The sequence below is a fragment of the Streptomyces sp. NPDC001406 genome, assembly GCF_042895285.1.
GTDB lineage: Bacteria > Actinomycetota > Actinomycetes > Streptomycetales > Streptomycetaceae > Streptomyces.
In genome coordinates, this window is record NZ_JBIAWG010000020.1 from 136,526 (window position 1) to 156,581 (window position 20,056).

Consider the following 20,056-nt stretch of genomic DNA (forward strand, 5'->3'; position numbering starts at 1 on the left):
GCCCCAACGGCCGCCCGGGATCGTGTCGTACCGGCTCCGCCGGTCGTCCGGGAGCGCGTTGTCGTGGAGCCCCCGGTCGCCCGGGAGCGTGTCGTCCTGGACCCCCCGGTCGTCCGCGGGCGGGCCGTCGGTGATCCGCCCGCGCCGCCCGTCACCGGTGCCCGGCGGCTGGCCGCCGATCCGGAGGCCGTGGACGCGGTCGGTGAGGCCCTTGCGGCCCTGCACGACGGCGGCGCACCCGCCGCGGTGCCGGTCGTCCTCTCCGCCGGCGACTACTGCGTCCACGCCGCCGGCACCTTCGCCGCCCACTGCGACGACCCCGCCCGCCGGCTGCGCCCCGCCGACTCCGTCGGCCTCGAACCGGCCGGCCTGCTGCGCCGGTTCACCGAACTCACCGGCTGGCGCGGACCCGGCTACGTCATCGCCGAGCCCACCGGCGACGGCACCGCCGCCGTCCGCTTCGCCCGCGCCCTGACCGCCGCGGGCCGCGCCCCCGTCGTCTACCTCTGCGAGGTCCTGCGGCGCCCCGACACGGGCGCCTTCTGGGCCGTGGCCACCCGCGTCCGCCGCGCCACCGCGCAGCCCCTGCGGCCCGACGACGTACCGTCCTCGCCCGCCGGCACCCCCGCACCCCCGGACGCCGCCGCCGGACTCGATCCCGAAACCCGCCGCCGCAGCGCCGTCCTGCGCGCCCACCTCCGTCCGCGTCCCCACGACCTTGCCGAGGAGCAGCAGCAGTGAGCGCGACCCCCGACCACCACCCCTGGCACGTCGTCGCCGGCACCCTCGCGGACGCCGGCTGCGACATCGTCGTCGGGCTGCCCTCCGACGAACCCGGCCTGATGGACGCCGCGCGTACCACACCCGGGCTGCGCGTCCTGGGCGTGCGCGACCAGCGGGCCGGCGCCTGCGCCGCCATCGGCCACGCGGCCGTCTCCGGTCGGCCCGCCGTCCTCGCCGTCAACTCCGGACCGAGCTTCGCCAACGCCCTCACCGGCCTGCTGGAGGCCTCCTCGCTGGGCGCCCCCGTCGTCGTCGTGACCACCCGCGTACCCGCCCTCGGCATCGGCCGCGGCGGCTTCCAGCACACCGACCAGGCGGCCATGGCCCGGCCGCTGACGAAATGGGACTTCCTCGTCGAGGACCCGCGACAGCTGACCTGGGCACTGCGCCGCGCCGTCCACCTCGCCGTCAACGGCGGCCCCGGCGTGGTCCTGGTGGAGATCGCCGACGAGGTGCTGCGCGCTCCCGCCCCCGAACGGCGGCCCGCCCAGCCGGTACGCCGGCTGCGCTTCGCCGCCGACGCCGAGGAGGTGCGCCGCGCCGCCCGGCTGCTCACCGAGGCCCGCCTGCCCGTCGTCGTCGCGGGCGGCGGCTGCAAGCCCGCCGGCGCGGGCCCCGCCGTACGGCGGCTGGCGGAGCTGCTGGCCGCGCCGCTGTTCACCACCGCCGCCGGACGCGGCCTCGTCGACGAGGAACACCCGCTGGCCTGCGGCCTGGTGGGCCTGTACACCACACCCCCCGCCGACCGGCTGCTCGCCGAGGCCGACGTCGTCCTCGCGATCGGCTCCCGCCTGGAGGAGACCGCCCGCATGGGCTGGGACGGCCTCGAGGACAAGACGCTGGTGCACGTCGACGTCGACCCGGCCGTCTTCCACACCGCGTCGGAACCCGAGGTGGCCCTGCTCGGCGACGCCGCCCTGGTGGCCGGCCAGCTCGCCGACGCCGTCGTGGCCCAGGCGCCCGCGGTGACCGCCGCCGGCGCCGCCCGCGGGGCCGAGGTCGCCGCCGTACGCGCCCAGATGCGCGCCCGCCACCACCGAACCGCCGCGGACGGCCCCGAGCTGACCGTCAGCACGGCGCTGCGGCTGCTCCAGGAGTCGGTGACCCGCGGAGCGACGCTCGTGCAGGAGAACGGCCTGCACGACATGTGGGGCTACCACCACCCCGTGGTGTCCGTCGGCGACGGCGCCCGGGTCGTCACCCCCGGCGAACAGACGATGGTCGGCTTCGGCCTGCCGGCAGCCGTCGGCGCCGCCCTCGCCGACCGCACCCGGCGCACGGTCCTCGTCTGCGGCGACGGCGCCTTCGAGATGGGGCTGGCCGCCCTGCCGACGGCCGCCGAGCTGAACCTGGGCCTGACCGTGATGGTGCTCGACAACCGCGGCTACGGCTGGCCCCGCTTCGTACGCGCCGAGGAAGGGGCACCCGACACCCTCACCCGCTTCACCGCACCCGCGCACACCGACGCCGCCGTCCGCGCCCTCGGCGGTCTCACCGCGCGCTGCACCACCGCCGGCGAACTCGCCGCCGCCCTCGACGACGCGGCCAAGGCCCACGCCGAGGGCCGGACGACCGTCATCACCGTCCCGGTCCGCGACGACGACGTCCCCGTGGGCGTCCGCCGGGTGTTCGACGCCGGCCCGCCCGCCGGAGCCGCCGCATGACCGCCCGCCCCGGCGCGGCCGGAGCGCCGCGCCTGACCGTCGACGGGCAGCACGTCCCGCCCGGACACCTGGCCCGGCTCGTCGCCCGCACCGCGCGCAGCCTCACCGCGGCGGGAGTTGGACCCGGCCGGGCCGCCGCACTCGCCTCGGACCACCCGCTCACCGCCGTCGTCACCGCGCTCGCCGCCGAGGCCGCCGACGCGCCCCTGCTGCTCGACGGGGCGGCCCCCGCCCGGCGGATCGCCGCGGCCGCCGCCGTCCACGCCACCGCCTCGGGCGAACCCGTCGTCGAAGCGCGCACCCGCCCGCTGACCCTGCCCGAGGAGACCGCCGCCGTCTTCTGGACCTCCGGCAGCTCCGGCGACCCCAAGGCGGTCGCCGTCCCGGCCGGCGCCCTCGCCCACCAGGGCCGCGCCACCGCCGACCGGATGGGGATCACGGCACAGGACCGGCTGCTGCTCCCGCTGCCGCTGCGGCACGCCTACGGGCACAGCGTGCTGCGGGTGTGGCGCACCACCGGCGCCCATCTGTACGCCGAGTCGGGATTCCACCTGCGCGGCACACTGACCCGGCTCGCCACCGAGGGCATCACCTCCCTGGACGGCGTCCCCACCATGTACCGGATGCTCGCCAACGAGGCCGCCCGGGACGGCGAGTCCGCCCGGCTGCTCGCCGCGCTGCGGATCCGCGGCTGCGGGGGCGACGTCATGACCCCCGCGCTGTACGACGACTTCCTGGCGGTCACCGGGGCGCCGCTGCACGACGGCTACGGACTCAGCGAGGCCGGGCCCAACGTCGCCCTCAACGCTCCGGGCGACGTACGGCCCGGCACCGTGGGGCGCCTCCTCGACGGGGTCCGGGCCAGGGTCGCGGGACCGCTGCGCGAGATCGAGATCGCGAGCCCCGGCCTGATGCTGGGCTACCTCGACCCCGTCACCGGCGGCCTCGACCGCGGCGCGTTCACCGCCGACGGCTGGCTGCGCACCGGAGACACCGGCACGGTCACGGCCGACGGCCGGCTCACGGTCGGCGGACGGATCAAGGAGATCCTCGTGGTGCACGGCGAGACCGTGGCCCCCACCGTCGTCGAGGACGCGGTGCGTGCCGCGGCCGGGGTCGTGGACGCCGCCGTCGTCGGAGTCCGGCGCGGTGACCGCGGCGACGCCGTATGGGCGTTCGTGGAGAGCCCCGACACCGACCACGCGGCCGTGGCCGGCCGGGTCGCCGAGGTGTGCCGGCGCCGCCTGCCCCCGCACGCCCGCCCCCGCACCGTCCGCGTCCTGAACGCACTGCCCCGCACCGGCAGCGGCAAGCACGACCGGACGCGCCTGCGCGCCTGGGCCTCGGAGCCGGCGGCGGCCGCATGACCACCCCACCGCCCCGCCCCACCTCGCGCCCCTGGCCGGCGACACCCCTCGCACACGGCATGCAGGGCACGGGCCGGACCCGTACGGACGACACAGACGACATGGACGACACAGACGACATGGACGACACAGACGACATGGACGACACGGAGGGTGCCGCATGACCGCCGTGGCCCTGGCCGGCCTCGGCCTGATCAGCCCGCTCGGCCCCACCCCCGACGCGTTCTGGCGCGGGCTGCTGCGCGGACAGCGGGCCTTCGGCGAACTCGGCTGTCCGCAGGGCGACTTCCGCAGCCGAGTGGTGGCCGCCGTACCCCCAGGCGACTGCCCCGCCCCGGCCGGGCGGCGCAAGGAGGCCCTCGCCACGGCCGCCGCCCGCCAGGCCCTCGCCGCGGCCGGGCTCACCGGCCTGCCGGACGGCTCGCTGCTCGTCGTCGTCTCCCAGGCGCCCGCGCTCGGTGCCGCCCCGGCCGAGCACGACGGCGACTTCGCGGGTCCGCGCCCCGAGGCACTGCTCACCGCCTGCCGCGCCGACGCCCGCCGCACGAACGTCGTCCACCTCTCGCACGCGTGCGCCTCCGCCGCGTACGCCGCCGCCTTCGCCCGCGACTGGCTGCTGTCCGGTCTCGGCAGCACCGCCCTGGTCGCCGGGGCCAGCGCGCTCAACCGGTACGAGTACGCCAGCATGGACGTCGTCAGGACGCTCAGCCCGCACGGCGCCCGGCCCTTCGACACCGACCGCGACGGCATCACCGTCGGCGAGGGCGGCGGCGCGTTCGTCCTGGAGACGGCCGGGTCCGCCCGCGCCCGCGGGCACCGGCCCGAGGCCTGGCTCACCGGAGCCGCCTGCATGGTCGACACCTCCGAGCCCGTCGCCTCCGCACCCGCCGCGGTCCTCGACTGCATGCGGGCCGCACTCGACGACGCCGGCACCCGCCGCGTCGACTACATCCACGCGCACGCCACCGGCACCGTGCAGGGAGACGCAGCCGAGGCCGAGGCCGTCGCCGGACTCGCCCGCGCCCTCGACCACGGCCCGCTGCCGATGAGTTCGCACAAGGGCGCGGTCGGCCACCTGCTGCACGCCTCCGCCTTCCCCGGCCTCGTGGCCGCGGCCGGCTTCCTGCGCGAGGCACACATCCCCGGCACCCCGGGGCTGCGCCGTCCGGCGCCCCTGCCCGACGGCGTGCTCGCCCCGAACCGCCCGCGCCGCGCCGCCACGGCCGAGCACGCCCTGGTCAACAGCTTCGGCTTCGGCGGCAACAACGCGTCCCTGGTGCTGTCCACCACCGGCGACTGACCCACGAACCCGTACGAGGAGACCGCATGACCGTCACCGTCGTCACCCCGACCAAGGGGCGGCCCCGTTCGCTGAGGCGGGCGCTGGCCTCGGTCGCCGCGCAGGAAGGACTGAGGGCCGCCCAGGTGGTCGTCGGCGACGACTGCCCCCATCTCGGTGACGAGGCCAACTGCCGTGCCCTCAAGGAGGAGTTCCCGCACGCCAGGTTCGTCAACGTCGTGCCCGGCGACCACCCGGACATGCCCCGCGACTACCTGCCGGCCCGGCTGTCCTATCTGCGCAACCTCGGCGTCGGCCTCGCCCGCACCCCCTACGTCGCCCACCTCGACGACGACAACGCCTACGCCCCCGGCCATCTGCGTTCCCTGGTGGACCTGCTGGAGCGCAACCCGGAGGCCCAGGTCGCGCACAGCTGGCGCCGTCTGCTCACCGAGGACGGCGCCGAGTTCGTGCCGGACGGCGAGGATCCCTGGCACCCCATTGAGCGTCAGCGGGCCGCTTCCTACCGGTCGCTGGCCCGCCACGGCGTCTTCGTCCCGGGCTCGCCGGTCGTCCGCGACGTGATGCGGATGACGGACGAGGGGATGCTGAACCGGGTCGACACCAACGAGCTGCTGCTGCGCCGCGAGACACACGAACGCATTCCGTTCCCCACCGACTTCACCGTCTGGCAGCGCATCCTCGAAACGACGGAGGACATGGCGCTGTGCGAGCGGCTGCTGCGGGCCGGCGTCGTCGCGGTCTGCAGTGAACAGGACAGCGTCGACTACTACATGGGCGGCTTCTCCAACGCCGCCGCCCTCGGCTGACGCCCTGGCTCACACGAGGACGGCCAGCCGCTCCACGGCCTGTGCGTCGAGGTCGTGGATGCCTGCCACGCGCCGCCGGCACAGTTCGAGCGCCTCGGCGGACCAGGAGCGGCTGAGCAGGAACACCAGCCGGGCCAGGTCGACGAAGGCGGCCGACGAGGCGCGCAGCAGCCTGGCCGCCTCGACCGCCGCCCGGCGGCCGCCACCGGTCTGCTCCGGGACGTCCCGGAGCAGGGCCACGGCGAGCAGTTGGCGGTCGCCGGCGACCTGCCGCTGCAGCGGCCCCGACACGCGCATGCGCAGCACGGACGAGCGGGCGGGGTGCTCCTCCAGGCCGGCCAGCACGTCCGGCAGCCTGCGCAGCCCGGCGAGGCCCTCGTGCGGCGACTTCGGCTCCGTCAGGTTCCGCACGGAGCGGACCAGCAGGGCGTGGCGTTCCGCCGCCCAGTCCTCGGCGGGGGCACCGGTGTCCCACACCAGCACCGGCCGCCCGGCCAGGCCCCGGCGCAATTCCTCGGCGGGCACGGTGCCGCGGTTGTCCGCGAAGCCGCTGCCCCGGCGGGTGTTGCGGTCGGCGGCCCAGGCCGTGTCCCCGTCCAGACGGTGCACCAGGAAGGTGTGCGGATAGCCGGAGAACGGCACACGGTAGAACTCGGAGTGGCGCATGCCCCGCAGGTCCGGGGACACCGGTACGGCGTGCCCGCGGGCCAGCTCCCGCTCGACGACGTCGAACGCGTGCTCCGCGCTGTTGGGGCTGGTCTCCCAGCGGGCAAGGACGCCGCGCTGGAAGCGGGGCGCGTGGTAGTCGGTGTCCAGGCCGCCGTACAGGGTGAGGAGTTCACCGTCGGCGGTGCGCTCGACGGCGAAGTTGAGCGGCTGGGCCAGCGCCCGGGCGGTGTCCCGGAACCCGGCGGCGTACAGGCTGTCGCGCAGGCAGTGCACCCAGCAGGAGATCCGGGAGTGCGCGAGGCCCTCTACGGAGTCCAGCGAGGCACTCAGGTAGGGGAAGGAACCCGGGGCGTCCTCGGTCATGCCGCCGCGCTCTCGGCCACCGGCGCGGACCGCTCCGTCTCCGGGGCCGCCTCCTCCACCGCCGGCGCGGGCCGTTCCGGCACCAGCCGGGTCACCAGCACCAGGACCGGCAGGGCCATCGCGAGGCACACCAGGACGGCGCCGGTGGAGATGCCCGCCCGGTCGACGAGGACGCCGCCCGCGACGGTGCCCGCGACGAGGAACACGTCGGACAGCGGCACCAGGGTGGCGTAGTAGCGGCCCTGAAGGCCGGCCGGCAGGCGCTTTTGCACCTCGGCGAAGTAGACGACGGAGGCGATGGACTCGAAGACACCCGCGAGGAACAGCAGGGCGAGCGCCGCGTACCAGTCACCGGTCGCGATCAGCGCCACCCAGCACACGCCTTCCAGCACGTTGCCGAGGATGTAGACCCAGCCCTGGTTCCAGGAGCGGAAGGCCGCTGCCGCCATCCCGCCGAGCGCGCCGCCCAGCCCCATGGCCGCCAGCAGATAGCCGAGCATCCCGGGGACGTGCCCGAAGCCGTGCAGCGAGTACGCGGCGAGGAAGGTACGGCCCAGGCCCAGAGCCACCATGTACGTGAACGCCGTGATCGTCAGCGAGGACAGCCGCCCGTCACCGCGCACCATGCGCACCAGGTCGCGCGCGCCGCCCGCCACCGCCCGGGCCCAGCCGGCGAGCCGGCGGCCGACGGAGGAGGGAACCTGCCGCGCGCCGGTCGCCTCCCGTGCGGTCCCGTCCGCGCCCGGCGATCCGGCGGCGCCTGCCGTCCGCGGCAGGCGTGTCAGCAGCGCGGCCGCCACCAGCGCGGTCGCGGCCTCGGCGGTGAACAGCCAGTTGATGCCCGCCACGGCGGCGATCGGCCCGGCGACGGCCGGCCCGAGCAGCTTGGGCACCCGCTCCGCCGTCACGATCAGCCCGTTGCCCTCCAGTTCGCTGCCCTCGGGGATCACCTGCGGGCGCAGCGCCATGGTCGCGGGGAAGCCGAACATGTAGCCGATGCCGATGGCCAGGGCCAGCAGCTGGATCTGCCACATCGCCGTGGTGAGCGGGAACAGGACGGCGGCCAGGCCGCTGCCGAGCGCGGCGAGCGTCGCCACGCGGCGCGGATCGTGCCGGTCGACGACCTGGCCGGCGAGCGCGCCGAGCAGGATGTTGGGCAGGAACCGGGCGGCGAGGGTGAACCCGACCTCCAGGCCCAGGCCGTACCGCTGCATGACCAGCAGCGGCAGGCCCACCGTCGTCATGGCGGACCCGGTCTCCAGCACGAACAGCGAGCCCACCAGGCGCAGCGCGCCGGGGCTGCGCAGCACCCGGGCGAAGCCGCCGTCCTTCGTGGTGGACGTCTTCGTGTCGTCTGTCATGTCCCTCACCCGTTCGCGGCGGCGGTCACCGGAGCGCGCAGGGCGGCGTCCTGGGCCGCCCTGCACCTGCCGAGCACATGCTCGGTGAAGTCCTGGGGAAGATCGAGCTGGCGCAGCCGCACCGCGATCGTCGCGAGCAGGTCACGCGCCGAGGCGGCGGCCGCCGCCGCGTGCCCGGGAGTGCCGCCGGGGGAGATGCCGACGACGGCGGCCAGCGGCATCCCCGTCTCGATCATCTCGTGGATCGCCGGGGCATGACCCTCCAGCGCCCCGCGGCGCAGCGCGTGCAGCCCGAAGCTGACGTGCCGGGACTCGTCCCGGGTCATCGCCGTGAACCCGGCCTTCATCCCGGGCAGCAGCGGGATGCGCTGCAGGCCGCGCACCAGGCCGCGCTGGCCGTGCAGGGCGAGGACGCCCTCCGTGACGAGATGGAAGAAGGCGACGGCCCGCAGCCACCGTTCGTAGTCGCGCGGCGCGTCGTACAGCTCGCGCAGGACCGTGTTCTCCAGCGTGTGCACGGCGCGGTTCGCGGGGCTGAGCGTCGCCCATGAGGCGATCAGCTGGCCGCGCAGGGAGTCGGTGAGGCCGAGCAGTTCCTCGGCGAGGCGGCTGACGAACACGGTGTGCCGTGCCTCGTCGGCGGCCTGCGTGCCCAGGAACAGCAGGTACTCCTCGTCCGGGCAGGCCGCGAGGATCGGGCTCATCAGGTCCAGGCCCGTGTACTCGCCGACCAGGAAGCTGGTGACGAAGGAGGACAGGGACTCGCGGGTGCCGGGACCGAGCAGGCGGTGCCAGTGACGGCGGTCCCGCTCCAGGTCGATGTCGGACGCGAGCCACTGCTGGCGCTCCCAGCGGCGGTAGAGCTCACGGGGGTCGAACCGCCGCTCCAGGGTGTCCCCGGCGCCGCCCAGCAGGGCCTCGGAGTCGAGCCGGGACAGCTCGTCCAGACCGGCCTCGTCGAACAGCAGCGTCGTCCAGCGCACCCGCCGGTGTCCTTCCTCTCGTCCCCGTGATGCCTGTGCGGGGCGTGCCGCCCCGCGCGACCCGCCGGCCGGTGTTCCGCGACGCGACGTCGCGGTACCGGCCGGCAGGATCACTGCGCGCTGAATGGGTCAGTTGGGCAGCTTGGTCATCACGGCGGACTCGATCTCGGCCGCGACGCCGGCGTAGAGCTCCTCGTGCGAGTCCTTGATGCCGTCGAGCCACGCCTCGAACGCGGCGGCGTCGTCGGTGCTCGGAGCGGCGCTGCCGGTCTCCTCGACGATGCGCTGCTGGATCTCGGTGCTCAGTGCGGTGGCCATCTGCGCACACCTCTCTGTCGGGCGGGCGGCAGCCCGCGGGAGAAGAAGACGGAGACCGTACGGCCCCGGCTCCCTGGATGCTTTCAGCGCGCCGGACCACGGCGCATCTTCTGAACTGCTATGACGAGCCGGGACGTTGACCGGGATCGACGGTGACGGCGTGCGCCAGCAGCCCGGTCACCGTGACGGGTTCGAAGTTGACGGCACTGGACCAGCCGCCGCCCGCCAGCCGGAACCAGACGGAGCTGGTGATCACACCGTCCGGGTGCTGGTCCTCCACCACCTCGTCGCCCTCGGACCAGCCCTCGCACGCATGGGCCACCGCCGGGTCGGGCAGCACCACCCGGAGCACCGGGCTGTCCAGGGAGGGCCCGGACCGGATGTTGGCGTCACGCCACACGGGCCCGAGCCGGGCCCGAAGGACGTGGGGGCCGACAGAGGACACGGACATGGATGTCTCCTTCCGCCGCGCGCCCGTCGCACGCGGCCATGGGGTTGGCGGGACGGTGTGTGCGCTCAGGCGACGGCGCCGAGAACGGGCGGGTGGGCGTCCTCGGCCCGTATGCCGCCCAGCCACACCACCTGGGACACCATCTGCGTCAGGCGCTCCACGTCGGGCGCGGGCTCCCCGCCGTCCGCGGCGGGCTGCTCCGGCGCCTGCGACACGGCCACACCCACCGGCGTCGGCCAGCCGCGCAGCGCGTGCCCGATGGTGCGCAGTGTGGTGAGCGTCGAGACCGCGCCCTGGGCGGCGGAGCCCACCGCGACCGTACCGATCGGCCGTCCCTGGAGGTACGGCACCGGCCCGCCGATGTCGTTGACGTAGTCCAGGGCGTTCTTCAGCAGCCCCGACACGGTCGCGTGGTACGTTGGCGACACCAGGATCACGCCGTCGGCGGCGCGCAGTTCCTCCAGGAAACCGGTGACGGCCGCGTGCCGGCCGGCCAGCCCCGGCCGGTACGCCGGGAAGTCGATCTCCGTGCCGGTGAAGACGCGGGCGGACGCGCCGTGTTCGGCGCACCGCTGGGCGCACCACTCGGCCACCCGGTCGCAGGTCGAACCCGGGCGCAGCGATCCGCTGATCAGGACGATGTGCGGTGCCCCCATGACGATGGTCCCTTTCCTCGGACGGACGGTGGTCGTCGCGGCCGGTGCGCGGCCCGGTTCCGGACACTGCGGCCGGGGCCGCCAGCCGACGACGTCGGCGAGGTCCGCGTCCTTGCGGCCGGCGGACCTGATGTGCGCGTTGCGCCTCTCCTCACCCGCCCGGTCCGCGCCCTGGTCGAGTGCGCCCTGACGGCGGGAGGCGAGGACGACGGCCGCGGCCCGCTCCATGCGCTCACGGGCGTAGCCGGCGAGGGCGTCGGCCACCGGGGCGGGCGAGGCGAGCGCGTCGGCGAGCACGGCGGCGTCCTCCAGCGCCAGGTTGGCGCCCTGGCCGAGGGCCGGGACCATCGGATGCGCGGCGTCGCCCAGCAGCGCCACCCGGTCGTCCACCCAGCGCGGGGCGGGGTCGCGGTCGTGGATGTCGGTGACGACGACGTCCTCGGGGTCGGCGGTGCGCACCAGGTCGACGACGGGGGCGTACCAGCCTTCGAGGGCCTCCAGCAGCGCCAGCCGGGCCCCGGCCGGTCCCAGGGCGGGCCACACCCCGGCCGGTGCGGTGATCTTGGCGGTCCAGTACAGGGTGTCGTCGCCCACCGGGGCGATGAACATCTGGATGCCGCGTCCGTTGACGACGTGGCCGCGCTGCCCCAGAGCCGAGCCGGTGGTCCTGCCGCGCACCGAGGTGTAACCCCGGTACTGCGGCGGGCCGTCGGCGAGCATCCGGGCACGCACCGCCGAGTGGATGCCGTCCGCGCCGACGAGCGCGTCGCAGGCGGTGACGGATCCGTCCGACAGATGCACGGCGACCTGGCCGGTGCGCACGGTGTAGTCGGTGACGGCGGTCGCCAGGACGACGGCCGCCCCCGCGGTGAGCGCCTCGTCGAGCAGGGCCCGGTGCAGCGCGGAGCGCAGCACGGGAATCTGCGGAGTGCCGCCGGAACCGGCGCCACCGACGGGCTCCTCGGCGAGCACCGTGCCCCGCGCGTCCATCAGGACCCGCACCTCCCCGGGCCGGCCGGCCCGGCCCGCGGCCCGGATCCGGGCGCCGATGCGCGCGCCCAGGGCGTCGGCGGCCCGCAACCCGTTGGGGTAGAGCACGAGTCCCGAGCCGCCGGTGCCGATCCGCTCGGCCCGTTCCAGGACGGTCACGTCCAGGCCCCGCGCGGCCATGCTGGCGGCCGCCGCGAGCCCTCCGATGCCGCCGCCCGCCACCACCACCGACCGTTGTCTGGTCATGTCATTCCCCTCCTGGCGGCGACCGCCGCCGGCTGCGGTCCGTCCCCGGCCGCCGTCAGCAGACGGCCGTCGTACACGCCGAAGGTGCCCGAGGAGGCGTCCCAGACGGTGCGGCCCGCCCGCAGGGTGCGTTCGACGCGCCCGGTGAACGTCCAGCCCTCGTACGCCGACCAGCCGCACTTGCTCTCCACGTCGTGCGCCGAGAACATCCAGGGCGTGTCGGGCGCGAAGAAGACCAGGTCGGCGTCGGCGCCCGGGGCGATCCGCCCCTTGCCGGGCAGCCGGAACAACTCGGCGGGCGTCTGCGACAGATGCCGTACCAGACGCGTCACGGCGACGTCCGGGTCCTCCTCGGGCCACCTGCGGCGCATCCCCGTCCACACGGCGACGGCCAGCTCCTGCACACCGGGCAGCCCCGGTGGCGAGGCGGCGGCCGAGCGGGTCTTCTCGGCGACGGTGTGCGGGGCGTGGTCGCTGCCCAGGGTGGCGAGCTGACCCTGTGCCAGGGCCTGCCACAGCCGGTCCTGGTCCGCCCGGGCGCGGATGGACGGCGACAGCCGCGTCCGCGCGCCGAGGCGCCGGGTGTCCTCGTCGGTGAACGACAGGTGGTGGCCGGTGACCTCGAAGGTGACCGGATGCCCGGCGGCCTGCGCCGCGCACACCAGGTCGGCCTCCTCGGCGCTCGACAGGTGCAGGATGTGCGCCCGGGTGCCGTGCCGCCGCACCAGTTCGACGACCTTGGCGACGGCGACGATGCTGCCGGTGCGCGGCCTGCGCCGCTCGTAGTCGAGGTAGCCGGCCGGCTCCCCCCACCAGGCGTCGAGCAGCGCGAACAGCCCGTCGTCCTCGGCGTGCAGGACGAGCTGCAGACCCGCCTCGGCCGCCGCGGCGAACGTCTGCTCCAGCACCGCCGGATCGCGGACCACCGTCGGGGCCGTGTGGTGGCCCGCCATGAACACCTTCGCGCTGGTCGCCACCGACGGGTCGAGGTCCGCCAGCAGCCGCGGGCGCGCCGGGTCGACCCCGATGTGGAAGCGGAAGTCCACCAGCGAACGGCCCCGCACCAGCCGGGCCTTGTCGGACAGCGCCTGCGGGTCCAGCGTGGGCGGCACCGTGTTCGGCATGTCCAGCACCGTGGTCACGCCGCCGCGTACCGCCGCCCGGCTGCCGTGTTCCCAGTCCTCCTTGTGCGTCAGACCGGGCGTCCGGAAGTGCACATGGGAGTCGATGAGTCCGGGCAGCACGTAGTGGTGACCGGCGTCGAGGTGGCCGGCCGCGGCGGGTGCCGTGCCGGGGCCGGTGACGGCGGTGATCCGGCCGCCGCTGATCAGTACGTGCCCGGGCCGCACGCCGTACGGCGTCACCAGCCGGCGGCCGCTGACGACGAGTTCGGGCACGGGGGTCAGCCGGTCCATGCCGCCGCCACCAGATCACGGCACAGGTCGTTCGTCGGGCCCATGAAGGCGATGCCGCGCGCGTCGGCGAGCAGCCTGCCGATCGGTGCGCCCTCGCGGTATCCGGCCGAGCCCAGCATCCGGGCGACGTCGAGACAGATCTCCTCGGCGGCCACGGACGCGTGCAGCTTGCTGTGCAGCGTGGCCAGTCCCGGCTGCGCCGAACTGCGGGCACCGGCCCGGGCCACGACGGCCCGCGCCGCCTCCAGACGGGTCGCCAGATCCACCAGCCGGTGCCGCACCGTGGGCAGGTCCAGCAGCCCCTGTTGCTGCGCGTGACGCACGGCCAGGTCGAACGCGGCCCGTGCGATGCCCACGGACACCGCGCCCAGGCTGGCGCCCGACTCGCGCACACCCGCGATGACCGACGCGGCCCCGTCGGCCGGCCCCAGCCGGTCGGTGTCCGCCACGACGCAGCCGTCGAGGGCGAGGAGCCCGGTCGCCGAGCCGCGCATCCCGGCCAGGTCCAGGCCGAGGTCCGCGACCAGCCCCGGGGCGTCGGCCTCGACCAGGAAGAAGGTCTGCCCGTCCGACCCGTACCCCTGCGCGGAGCCGCCCGGCCGGCCGGTCTGCACCAGGACCAGGTACACATCGGCGACCCCGGCGCCGGTCGTGAACGTCTTCGCGCCGTCCAGACGCCAGCGGCCGTCCGCGAGACGCTCGCCGCGGCTGGCCAGATTCCGCTTGGCCGCCCCGGCACCCGACTCGCTCCACGCCGACGCGGCCAGCCAGGTGCCGTCGGCCAGCAGCGGCAGAAACCGCCGCTGCTGCTCCTCGGTGCCCCACTCGGCGATCCGGGCCGACACGGCGAAGTGCTGGAACGCGATGATGGCCACCGACGGGTCGACGGCGGCGATCTCCTCCACGACGTGGTTGACCGCGGCGGCGTCCCCGCCCGCGCCGCCGTGCCGGGCCGCGACGGCCGTGCCGAGCAGCCCGTCGGCGCGCAGCGCCGCCAGCGTCACGCGGTCGGGCACACCGGCCGGCCCGCTGTGTGCGGCGGACTCCGACAGCCGGGCGCGCAGCTCGGCCGTCAGCAGCGGTCTCACACCGCTCCGGACAGCGCCAGACATTGGGCGACCTCCTCGAACTGCAGGTGAGTCAGGGGTGTCAGGGCGAACGAGCCCTGGAAGGTGACGTGCTTGTGCGCGACGGTCGCCCACAGCAGGGCGCCCTCGTCGCGGGCCGTCCCGGCGGCCGAGGTGACCGCCGTGACCGCCGTCCGTCCGCCCGGCGTGGTGATGCCCACCAGGCCGTCGTCCGTGCCGTGTTCGCGGGCGATCCGCCAGGGCAGCGTGCCGGGGATCCGCATCGCCGACCCCAGGCAGACGGCACCGGTCAGGGCGATCGACGGGTGCCAGCCGGGCACCGTCACGGCGCGGGCCGCGATGCCGCCGTCCGCGCCGGGCAGCACCGCCGCGATCTTGGGGAAGGCCCCGCCGCGCGGCCAGCCGAGCAGGTCGGCCGCCGCGGCCCGGATCGACTCCAGCCGCTCCAGCAGCTCCCCGCCGGCGAGGAAGAGCGCCGCCTGGTCGGGTATGCCGAGCGTGCGGGCGTCAACGAACGCATAGGTGTTGGAGCTGGCGACGAGGGAGACCTCGACGTGTTCCCCGCCGTCCGCCAGTACGGTGCGCGGCTGCCCGGCCGGCAGCAGATCCGCGAAGGGCACCGGGGTGGGCTGGACGAAGGTGACCGTGAATCCCGCCCCGTCCCGTTCGACCCGCTCGGCCTCGCACACCACGCTGTCGCCGTTGTTGTGCACCCGCACCCGGATCCGGGCGCCCGGCACCAGCCGCGGCAGCATTCCCGAGCGGGAGGCCGCCAGCACCGACGCCAGCACCGAGTGACCGCACGAACCGCGTACGTCGAACCGGTCCGGGGCGCCGGGCAGCGCCTGCACGAACCGGTAGTCCAGGTCGAACATCGGATGCGCGGACGGCTCGATGAGAGCGATCTTCAGTACGTGCGCGCCCCCCGCCGACGCCAGATAGCGGCGCGCCTGCGCGAGATGGGCCAGCAACGTCTCGTCCTCGCGCGGCAACCGGCCGGCGTCCAGCACGAAGGTGGGGCAGGGGCTGCCCGCCGCGTACGCGAGGTGCCCGATCATGCCGCCACCGCCAGCGGTCTCGTGCCCCCGGGTGCCGTCGCGGCCGTACCCGAGCCGTCGAGCGAACGCCGGAACTGCCCGTCCCACACCTCGTGCACCAGCAGCGCCCACAGCGCCAGCGCCGTGGTGTCGCCGGGACTTTCGGCCTGCGCGGTGAACAGGGCGTCGACCGCCCGGCCGTCCAGCCGTCCCGCCGCGGCGGTCCGGTCCGGCGCCAGCAGGTCCCGCGCGTACTCCCACAGCGTGGTGCCCGGCCGCAGCATCGCCGTCACCGGCAGGGTGAACGGCTGCTTGGGCCGGGACAGCACCCGCTCGGGCAGCAGTCCGGCCGCCGCCGCGTACAGGGTGCGTTTGACCTGGCTGCCCTGGATACGCCGGTGGTCGGGCAGCGGCCGGCCGAGGGAGAGGACCGACCGCTGGCAGAACGGCAGCCGCGCCTCCACCGCGGAGGCCATGCTGAGGTGGTCGACCCGGCGCAGATGATAGGCGGGCAGCCGCTGCTCCAGCTCGAACCGGGTGATGCGGTCCAAGGCGGTGCCGGGGCCGTGCAGCAGATCCTCCCGGGCCGCCCCGGGCAGCGCCGGGTCGGCGGCGACATGGGCCCGGTAGGCGTCGGTGTACAGGCGGTCGCGCAGCGCGGCCGGTACGGCGGACAGCGCGTCCAGGTAGGCGGGCGCCCAGTCGGCGCCCGCCGCCGCGCGCCCGGCCGCCAGCCGCATCCGTTCGTACCCGCCGAACACCTCGTCCGCGCCGTCACCGGTGAGCGCCACCGTGAAGCCGGCCTCCCGGATCGCCCGGAACAGCGCGTACGTGCTCAGCGCGATCGGATCGGCGTTGGGCTGGCCCAGGTGCCAGACGGTCTCCTCCAGCAGCTCGGGGAAGGCGGCCGGGTCGATCTCCACCTCGTGGTGGACCGTACGGGCCCGGTCGGCCACCTCACGCGCGAAGTGCCGCTCGTCGAACGGCCAGGTGCCCCGGTAGGCGATGGTGAAGGTGTGCTGCGGCCCGTACTCGGCCGCCAGCGCCGTCACCAGGGAGGAGTCCAGGCCGCCGGAGGTGACCACGGCGACGGGCACGTCCGCCGCGAGCAGCCGGCCCACCTCGTGGCGCAGGGTGCGCCGCACCTGCCGTGCCGCGGTGAACCCGTCAGCGGCCGGCCCCTCGGCGCTGTTCGCCATGTGCGCGGCGCGCCGCCGCACCCGCGGCAGGCCGCCCAGCTCGCACACCCAGGTCGTGCCGGGCTCCAGCACCTCCACGTCCTCGTACATCGTCCGCGTGCCGAACGGCGTACGGGTCGTCAGAAGGGCGTCCAGCGCCGACTCGCGCACCCGCCCGCCGATGCCGCCGAACCCGAGCAGCGCGGGCAGCTCCGAGGAGAAGTACAGGGACCGGTCCGCCGGGTTCCACCGGTGGTACAGGGGTTTCATCCCGATGTGGTCGGTGGCGAGCAGCAGCCGCGCCGCCGCGCCCCGCGTGTCCAGCAACGCCAGCGCGTACATGCCGTCGAGGTGTTCGGTGAACTCCTCGCCGTACTCCAGGTACAGCGCGGGCAGCACCGATCCGTCACAGCGGTCGGGGACCACATGGCCGAGCGCCTCCAGGCGGCGGCGCAGCTCCTCGTGGTTGTAGATCTCCCCGTTGAAGACCACCTGCACCGGTCCGCCCCGCCCGTACGGCTGCTGTCCGCCGTCCAGGCCGACGACGGCGAGCCGGTTGTTGCCCAGGCCCCACCCGGCCCCCTGTGCGACGCCCGTCGCGTCCGGGCCGCCGTGCCGTTGCAGGGCGGCGACGGTCCGCATCGCGTGCGGCGTCGCCGCCGCGTTGAAGTAGCCGAAGATCCGGCACATCTCTGCCTGTCTTTCCGTGAGGACGGCGGATCAGCGGGCCGTCGACAGATAGCGCTCCCCGCTGTCGGGGAACACGGTGACGACCGTGGCACCCGCCCAGCGGGGCTGGGCCGCCACGGCACGACTCGCCCAGGCGGCGGCGCCCGACGAGATGCCGACCGGCAGACCGGTCGCGCGGGTCACTTCGTCCGTGGTGGCCGCGGCCGCCTCGTCCGTGACGGCCACCACCTCGTCCACCAGGGCGAGGTCGGTGATCGGTGAGACGTACCCGGCGCCGATGCCCGGAATGCCGTGCGGGCCGGCCTCGCCCCCGGACAGCACGGCGCTGCGCGCGGGTTCGACCGCCACGACGTGCAGCGCGGTGCGCTCCTTCAGATAGCGGGCGGTGCCCGTCAGCGTTCCGCCGGTGCCGACCCCGCACACCAGCACGTCGATCCGGCCCCGCGTGGCCTGCCAGATCTCCGGGCCCGTCGTCTCGTAGTGCGCCCGCACGTTGGCGGGATTGCGGTCCTGGTGCGGCACCCATGAGCCGGGCATGCCGCGCTGCAGCTCCTCCGCGTACGCCCAGGCGGCCAGAAGACCATCGCGGTGCGGCACGAGATGCACCTCGGCGCCCAGCCGGCGCAGGATCAGGCGGCGTTCCTCGGTGGCGTTGTCGGGCATCACGATGATGCACCGGTGGCCGCGGCGGGCGCACAGCGCGGCCAGCGAGATGCCGGTGCTGCCGGAGGAGCACTCGATGACGGTGCCCCCGCTCGCGGGCAGCAGCCCCGCCTCCTCGGCGGCCCGCACCATGAACAGCGCGGGCCGGTCCTTCACGCTGGAGAACGGGTTGGCCATCTCCAGCTTCGCCAGCAGCCGCACCGAGCCGACCAGTCCCGGCAGCGGGACCTCCAACAGCGGTGTCCCCCCGACCAGTTCCTCCACGGACCCAACCAGTTCCTCCGCGGACCCGGCCGGCTGCGCGGCGGTGTGTCCCACCTCTGTCGTCATGGTTCCCCCCTCCGCCGTGCTCAGACCGTGCTCAGGCCGCGCGCCGCGCGCAGGTGCGCGGTGGCCGCCTGCTGCAGGTGGGTGATGTCGCTGGAGACGGTGGCGAAGGTGAAGCCCTCGGCGAGCCGCTTCGCGGCGCTCTCGCCGTCCGGCACGTGGATGCCGCAGGCGATGCCGTGCCGGCGGGCGGTCTGCGTTATGCGCTCCAGCGCGTCCTCCAGCGCGTCGGCGGCCGCCGGGTCGCCGAACCAGCGCGCGCCGAGCGCGGCCGACAGATCGGCGGGCCCGACGTACACCGCGTCGAGGCCGTCCGTGCCGCAGATGGCCTCCAGGTCGTCCAGCGCGGCCGCGGTCTCGATCATCACGACGCACGCGACCCGGTCGTCGATCTCGGCCGGTACGGATCCCAGCCGCAGTTCCGCCCGGACCGGCCCGGCCAGACTGCGCGTCCCCGCCGGATGGTGCCGGCAGGCCCGCACGGCGTCGCGCGCCTGCCCGGCGCTCTCCACCATCGGGACGATCACACCGCGCGCCCCGGTGTCGAGCGCTACACCGATGGCGACCGGGTCCGGCGACGGCACCCGGATCACCCCGGCGGAGCGGCCGCGGGCGTCCACCGCCAGCATCGCGGCCTGCCACCCGGGCTGGTGCGGCACACCGTGCTGGCCGTCCACGCCGATGTAGTCGTAGCCGAGCCCGGCGACCCGCTCGGTCGCGACCGGACTGTCCAGGGAGATCCAGTAACCCACCAGGGGCTCCCGGCGGCGCAGCCGCGCCGCGAACCCCGGGTCCGGGTGCGAGACGGACGCCATGCTCATTCCCCTTCCTTCAGTGCGTAGCTCTGCTTGCCGTCGAGGCCGACGGGCACGTCGCCGGTGATGGACACCCGGTGCAGCACCCGCTGGTGGCGCCCGTAGTCGTTGACCGCGAAGTGCTGCGTGCTGCGGTTGTCGAAGATCAGCACGTCGCCGGGGCGCCAGCGCCAGCGCGCGACGTTCTCCGGCCGGCGCACATAGCCCTGGAGCACGTCGATGATCGGCCGGGACTCGCGCGGCTCCACGCCGAGCAGCCACTGGGCGAAACCGCCGAGGAACAGGCTCGGCTCACCGGACTCCGGGTGGACGCGCACCACCGGGTGGGCGGTCTCGAACCGGCGGGCCAGGAACGCCGCGCGCACCTTGTCGCCGCGCTCGGTGCCCAGCCGCGGCTGCTCGGCGTGGTTGGTGTGCACGGCCCACAACCGGTCGGCCACCGCGCGCAGTTCGGCCGGCAGGTCCTTGTAGCCCGCGGCCGCGTTCGCGACCAGGGTGTCCCCGCCGTACGGGGGCAGCACCACGCTGCGCAGGGTCGTACCCAGCGACGGGGCGGTGGTGAAACTGATGTCGGTGTGCCAGTGGTCGGCCCGCTGGTCCTCCCCGTCGACGGGAATCACCTGCGGGCAGCCGTCGACGGTGCGCATCATCGGGTGCGACTGGGTCAGCGGGCCGAAGCGGCTGGCGAAGGCGAGTTGGTGCTCGTCGGTGATGTCCTGGTCCCGGAAGAAGAGGACCTTGTACTCCAGGAATGCCTCGTGGATCTGCCGGAAATCGGAATCCGACAGCTCGGTGGACAGATCGACGCCTGTGACCTCCGCGCCGATCCTGCCGCCGATCCGGCGTATGTCGAACAGGGACACCAGCATTCCCTCCGAATATG

The 20,056-nt window shown here is 75.1% G+C and carries 19 protein-coding genes; 6 read left to right on the forward strand and 13 right to left on the reverse strand.

What is annotated here, in order from left to right; all coding sequences use genetic code 11:
• The first annotated feature begins 63 nt into the window (after nt 1-63).
• Genes ACFY1J_RS38275 through ACFY1J_RS38300 form a run of 6 tightly spaced genes read left to right on the forward strand, consistent with a single transcriptional unit; the run spans nt 64 to nt 5,923 of the window.
• Nucleotides 64-741, forward strand: a complete 678-nt coding sequence (locus tag ACFY1J_RS38275) for a hypothetical protein (protein ID WP_390708517.1) — start codon at nt 64-66, stop codon at nt 739-741.
• Nucleotides 738-2,447: a thiamine pyrophosphate-binding protein gene (locus ACFY1J_RS38280; protein WP_390708518.1), complete on the forward strand. Its 1,710-nt coding sequence runs from the start codon at nt 738-740 to the stop codon at nt 2,445-2,447. Before ACFY1J_RS38275 ends, ACFY1J_RS38280 begins: the two co-directional genes overlap by 4 nt.
• Nucleotides 2,444-3,814, forward strand: coding sequence for a class I adenylate-forming enzyme family protein (locus ACFY1J_RS38285; RefSeq protein WP_390708519.1), 1,371 nt, complete (start codon nt 2,444-2,446; stop codon nt 3,812-3,814). Before ACFY1J_RS38280 ends, ACFY1J_RS38285 begins: the two co-directional genes overlap by 4 nt.
• Nucleotides 3,811-3,978: a hypothetical protein gene (locus tag ACFY1J_RS38290; protein ID WP_390732847.1), complete on the forward strand. Its 168-nt coding sequence runs from the start codon at nt 3,811-3,813 to the stop codon at nt 3,976-3,978. Before ACFY1J_RS38285 ends, ACFY1J_RS38290 begins: the two co-directional genes overlap by 4 nt.
• Nucleotides 3,975-5,114: a beta-ketoacyl synthase N-terminal-like domain-containing protein gene (locus tag ACFY1J_RS38295; RefSeq protein WP_390732848.1), complete on the forward strand. Its 1,140-nt coding sequence runs from the start codon at nt 3,975-3,977 to the stop codon at nt 5,112-5,114. Before ACFY1J_RS38290 ends, ACFY1J_RS38295 begins: the two co-directional genes overlap by 4 nt.
• A gap of 26 nt (nt 5,115-5,140) precedes the next feature.
• Nucleotides 5,141-5,923 carry a glycosyltransferase family 2 protein gene (locus ACFY1J_RS38300; protein ID WP_390708522.1) on the forward strand — a complete coding sequence of 261 codons (783 nt, stop codon included), beginning with the start codon at nt 5,141-5,143 and terminating at the stop codon, nt 5,921-5,923.
• A 9-nt stretch (nt 5,924-5,932) separates the two neighbouring features.
• Here the strand turns inward: ACFY1J_RS38300 and ACFY1J_RS38305 are convergent, their stop codons facing one another.
• The 13 genes from ACFY1J_RS38305 to ACFY1J_RS38365 all read right to left on the reverse strand — a co-directional run bounded on the left by ACFY1J_RS38305 (nt 5,933) and on the right by ACFY1J_RS38365 (nt 20,036).
• On the reverse strand, nt 5,933-6,955 hold the full coding sequence (locus ACFY1J_RS38305; RefSeq protein WP_390732849.1) for a hypothetical protein: 1,023 nt from the start codon (nt 6,953-6,955) through the stop codon (nt 5,933-5,935).
• Nucleotides 6,952-8,316: an MFS transporter gene (locus tag ACFY1J_RS38310; protein WP_390732850.1), complete on the reverse strand. Its 1,365-nt coding sequence runs from the start codon at nt 8,314-8,316 to the stop codon at nt 6,952-6,954. The genes ACFY1J_RS38305 and ACFY1J_RS38310 overlap by 4 nt, the downstream gene beginning before the upstream one ends.
• A gap of 5 nt (nt 8,317-8,321) precedes the next feature.
• A complete protein-coding gene (locus ACFY1J_RS38315) occupies nt 8,322-9,299 on the reverse strand; it encodes a ribonucleotide-diphosphate reductase subunit beta (RefSeq protein ID WP_390708525.1) in 978 nt (325 codons plus the stop codon).
• Nucleotides 9,300-9,428: 129 nt separating this feature from the next.
• The gene (locus ACFY1J_RS38320; protein WP_390708526.1) at nt 9,429-9,617 is read right to left on the reverse strand and encodes a hypothetical protein; all 189 of its coding nucleotides are present in this window, start codon (nt 9,615-9,617) and stop codon (nt 9,429-9,431) included.
• Between the two features lie 118 nt (nt 9,618-9,735).
• The gene (locus ACFY1J_RS38325) at nt 9,736-10,068 is read right to left on the reverse strand and encodes a hypothetical protein (RefSeq protein ID WP_390732851.1); all 333 of its coding nucleotides are present in this window, start codon (nt 10,066-10,068) and stop codon (nt 9,736-9,738) included.
• 65 nt (nt 10,069-10,133) lie between these two features.
• A complete protein-coding gene (locus ACFY1J_RS38330; protein WP_390732852.1) occupies nt 10,134-11,960 on the reverse strand; it encodes an NAD(P)H-dependent oxidoreductase in 1,827 nt (608 codons plus the stop codon).
• Entirely contained in the window at nt 11,957-13,375 is a 1,419-nt protein-coding gene (locus ACFY1J_RS38335; RefSeq protein ID WP_390708529.1) for a dihydroorotase family protein, read from the reverse strand. The genes ACFY1J_RS38330 and ACFY1J_RS38335 overlap by 4 nt, the downstream gene beginning before the upstream one ends.
• Nucleotides 13,363-14,463 carry an acyl-CoA dehydrogenase family protein gene (locus ACFY1J_RS38340; RefSeq protein ID WP_390732863.1) on the reverse strand — a complete coding sequence of 367 codons (1,101 nt, stop codon included), beginning with the start codon at nt 14,461-14,463 and terminating at the stop codon, nt 13,363-13,365. Before ACFY1J_RS38340 ends, ACFY1J_RS38335 begins: the two co-directional genes overlap by 13 nt.
• Complete coding sequence (locus tag ACFY1J_RS38345) at nt 14,460-15,521, reverse strand: PrpF domain-containing protein (RefSeq protein WP_390708530.1); 1,062 nt, start codon at nt 15,519-15,521, stop codon at nt 14,460-14,462. Before ACFY1J_RS38345 ends, ACFY1J_RS38340 begins: the two co-directional genes overlap by 4 nt.
• The gene (gene asnB, locus ACFY1J_RS38350; RefSeq protein ID WP_390708531.1) at nt 15,518-17,368 is read right to left on the reverse strand and encodes an asparagine synthase (glutamine-hydrolyzing); all 1,851 of its coding nucleotides are present in this window, start codon (nt 17,366-17,368) and stop codon (nt 15,518-15,520) included. Before asnB ends, ACFY1J_RS38345 begins: the two co-directional genes overlap by 4 nt.
• Before the next feature lie 30 nt (nt 17,369-17,398).
• The gene (locus ACFY1J_RS38355; protein WP_390732853.1) at nt 17,399-18,361 is read right to left on the reverse strand and encodes a PLP-dependent cysteine synthase family protein; all 963 of its coding nucleotides are present in this window, start codon (nt 18,359-18,361) and stop codon (nt 17,399-17,401) included.
• A gap of 20 nt (nt 18,362-18,381) precedes the next feature.
• A complete protein-coding gene (locus tag ACFY1J_RS38360) occupies nt 18,382-19,179 on the reverse strand; it encodes an HpcH/HpaI aldolase/citrate lyase family protein (RefSeq protein ID WP_390732854.1) in 798 nt (265 codons plus the stop codon).
• Nucleotides 19,176-20,036, reverse strand: coding sequence for a TauD/TfdA dioxygenase family protein (locus ACFY1J_RS38365; protein WP_390732864.1), 861 nt, complete (start codon nt 20,034-20,036; stop codon nt 19,176-19,178). The genes ACFY1J_RS38360 and ACFY1J_RS38365 overlap by 4 nt, the downstream gene beginning before the upstream one ends.
• Nucleotides 20,037-20,056 lie beyond the last annotated feature (20 nt).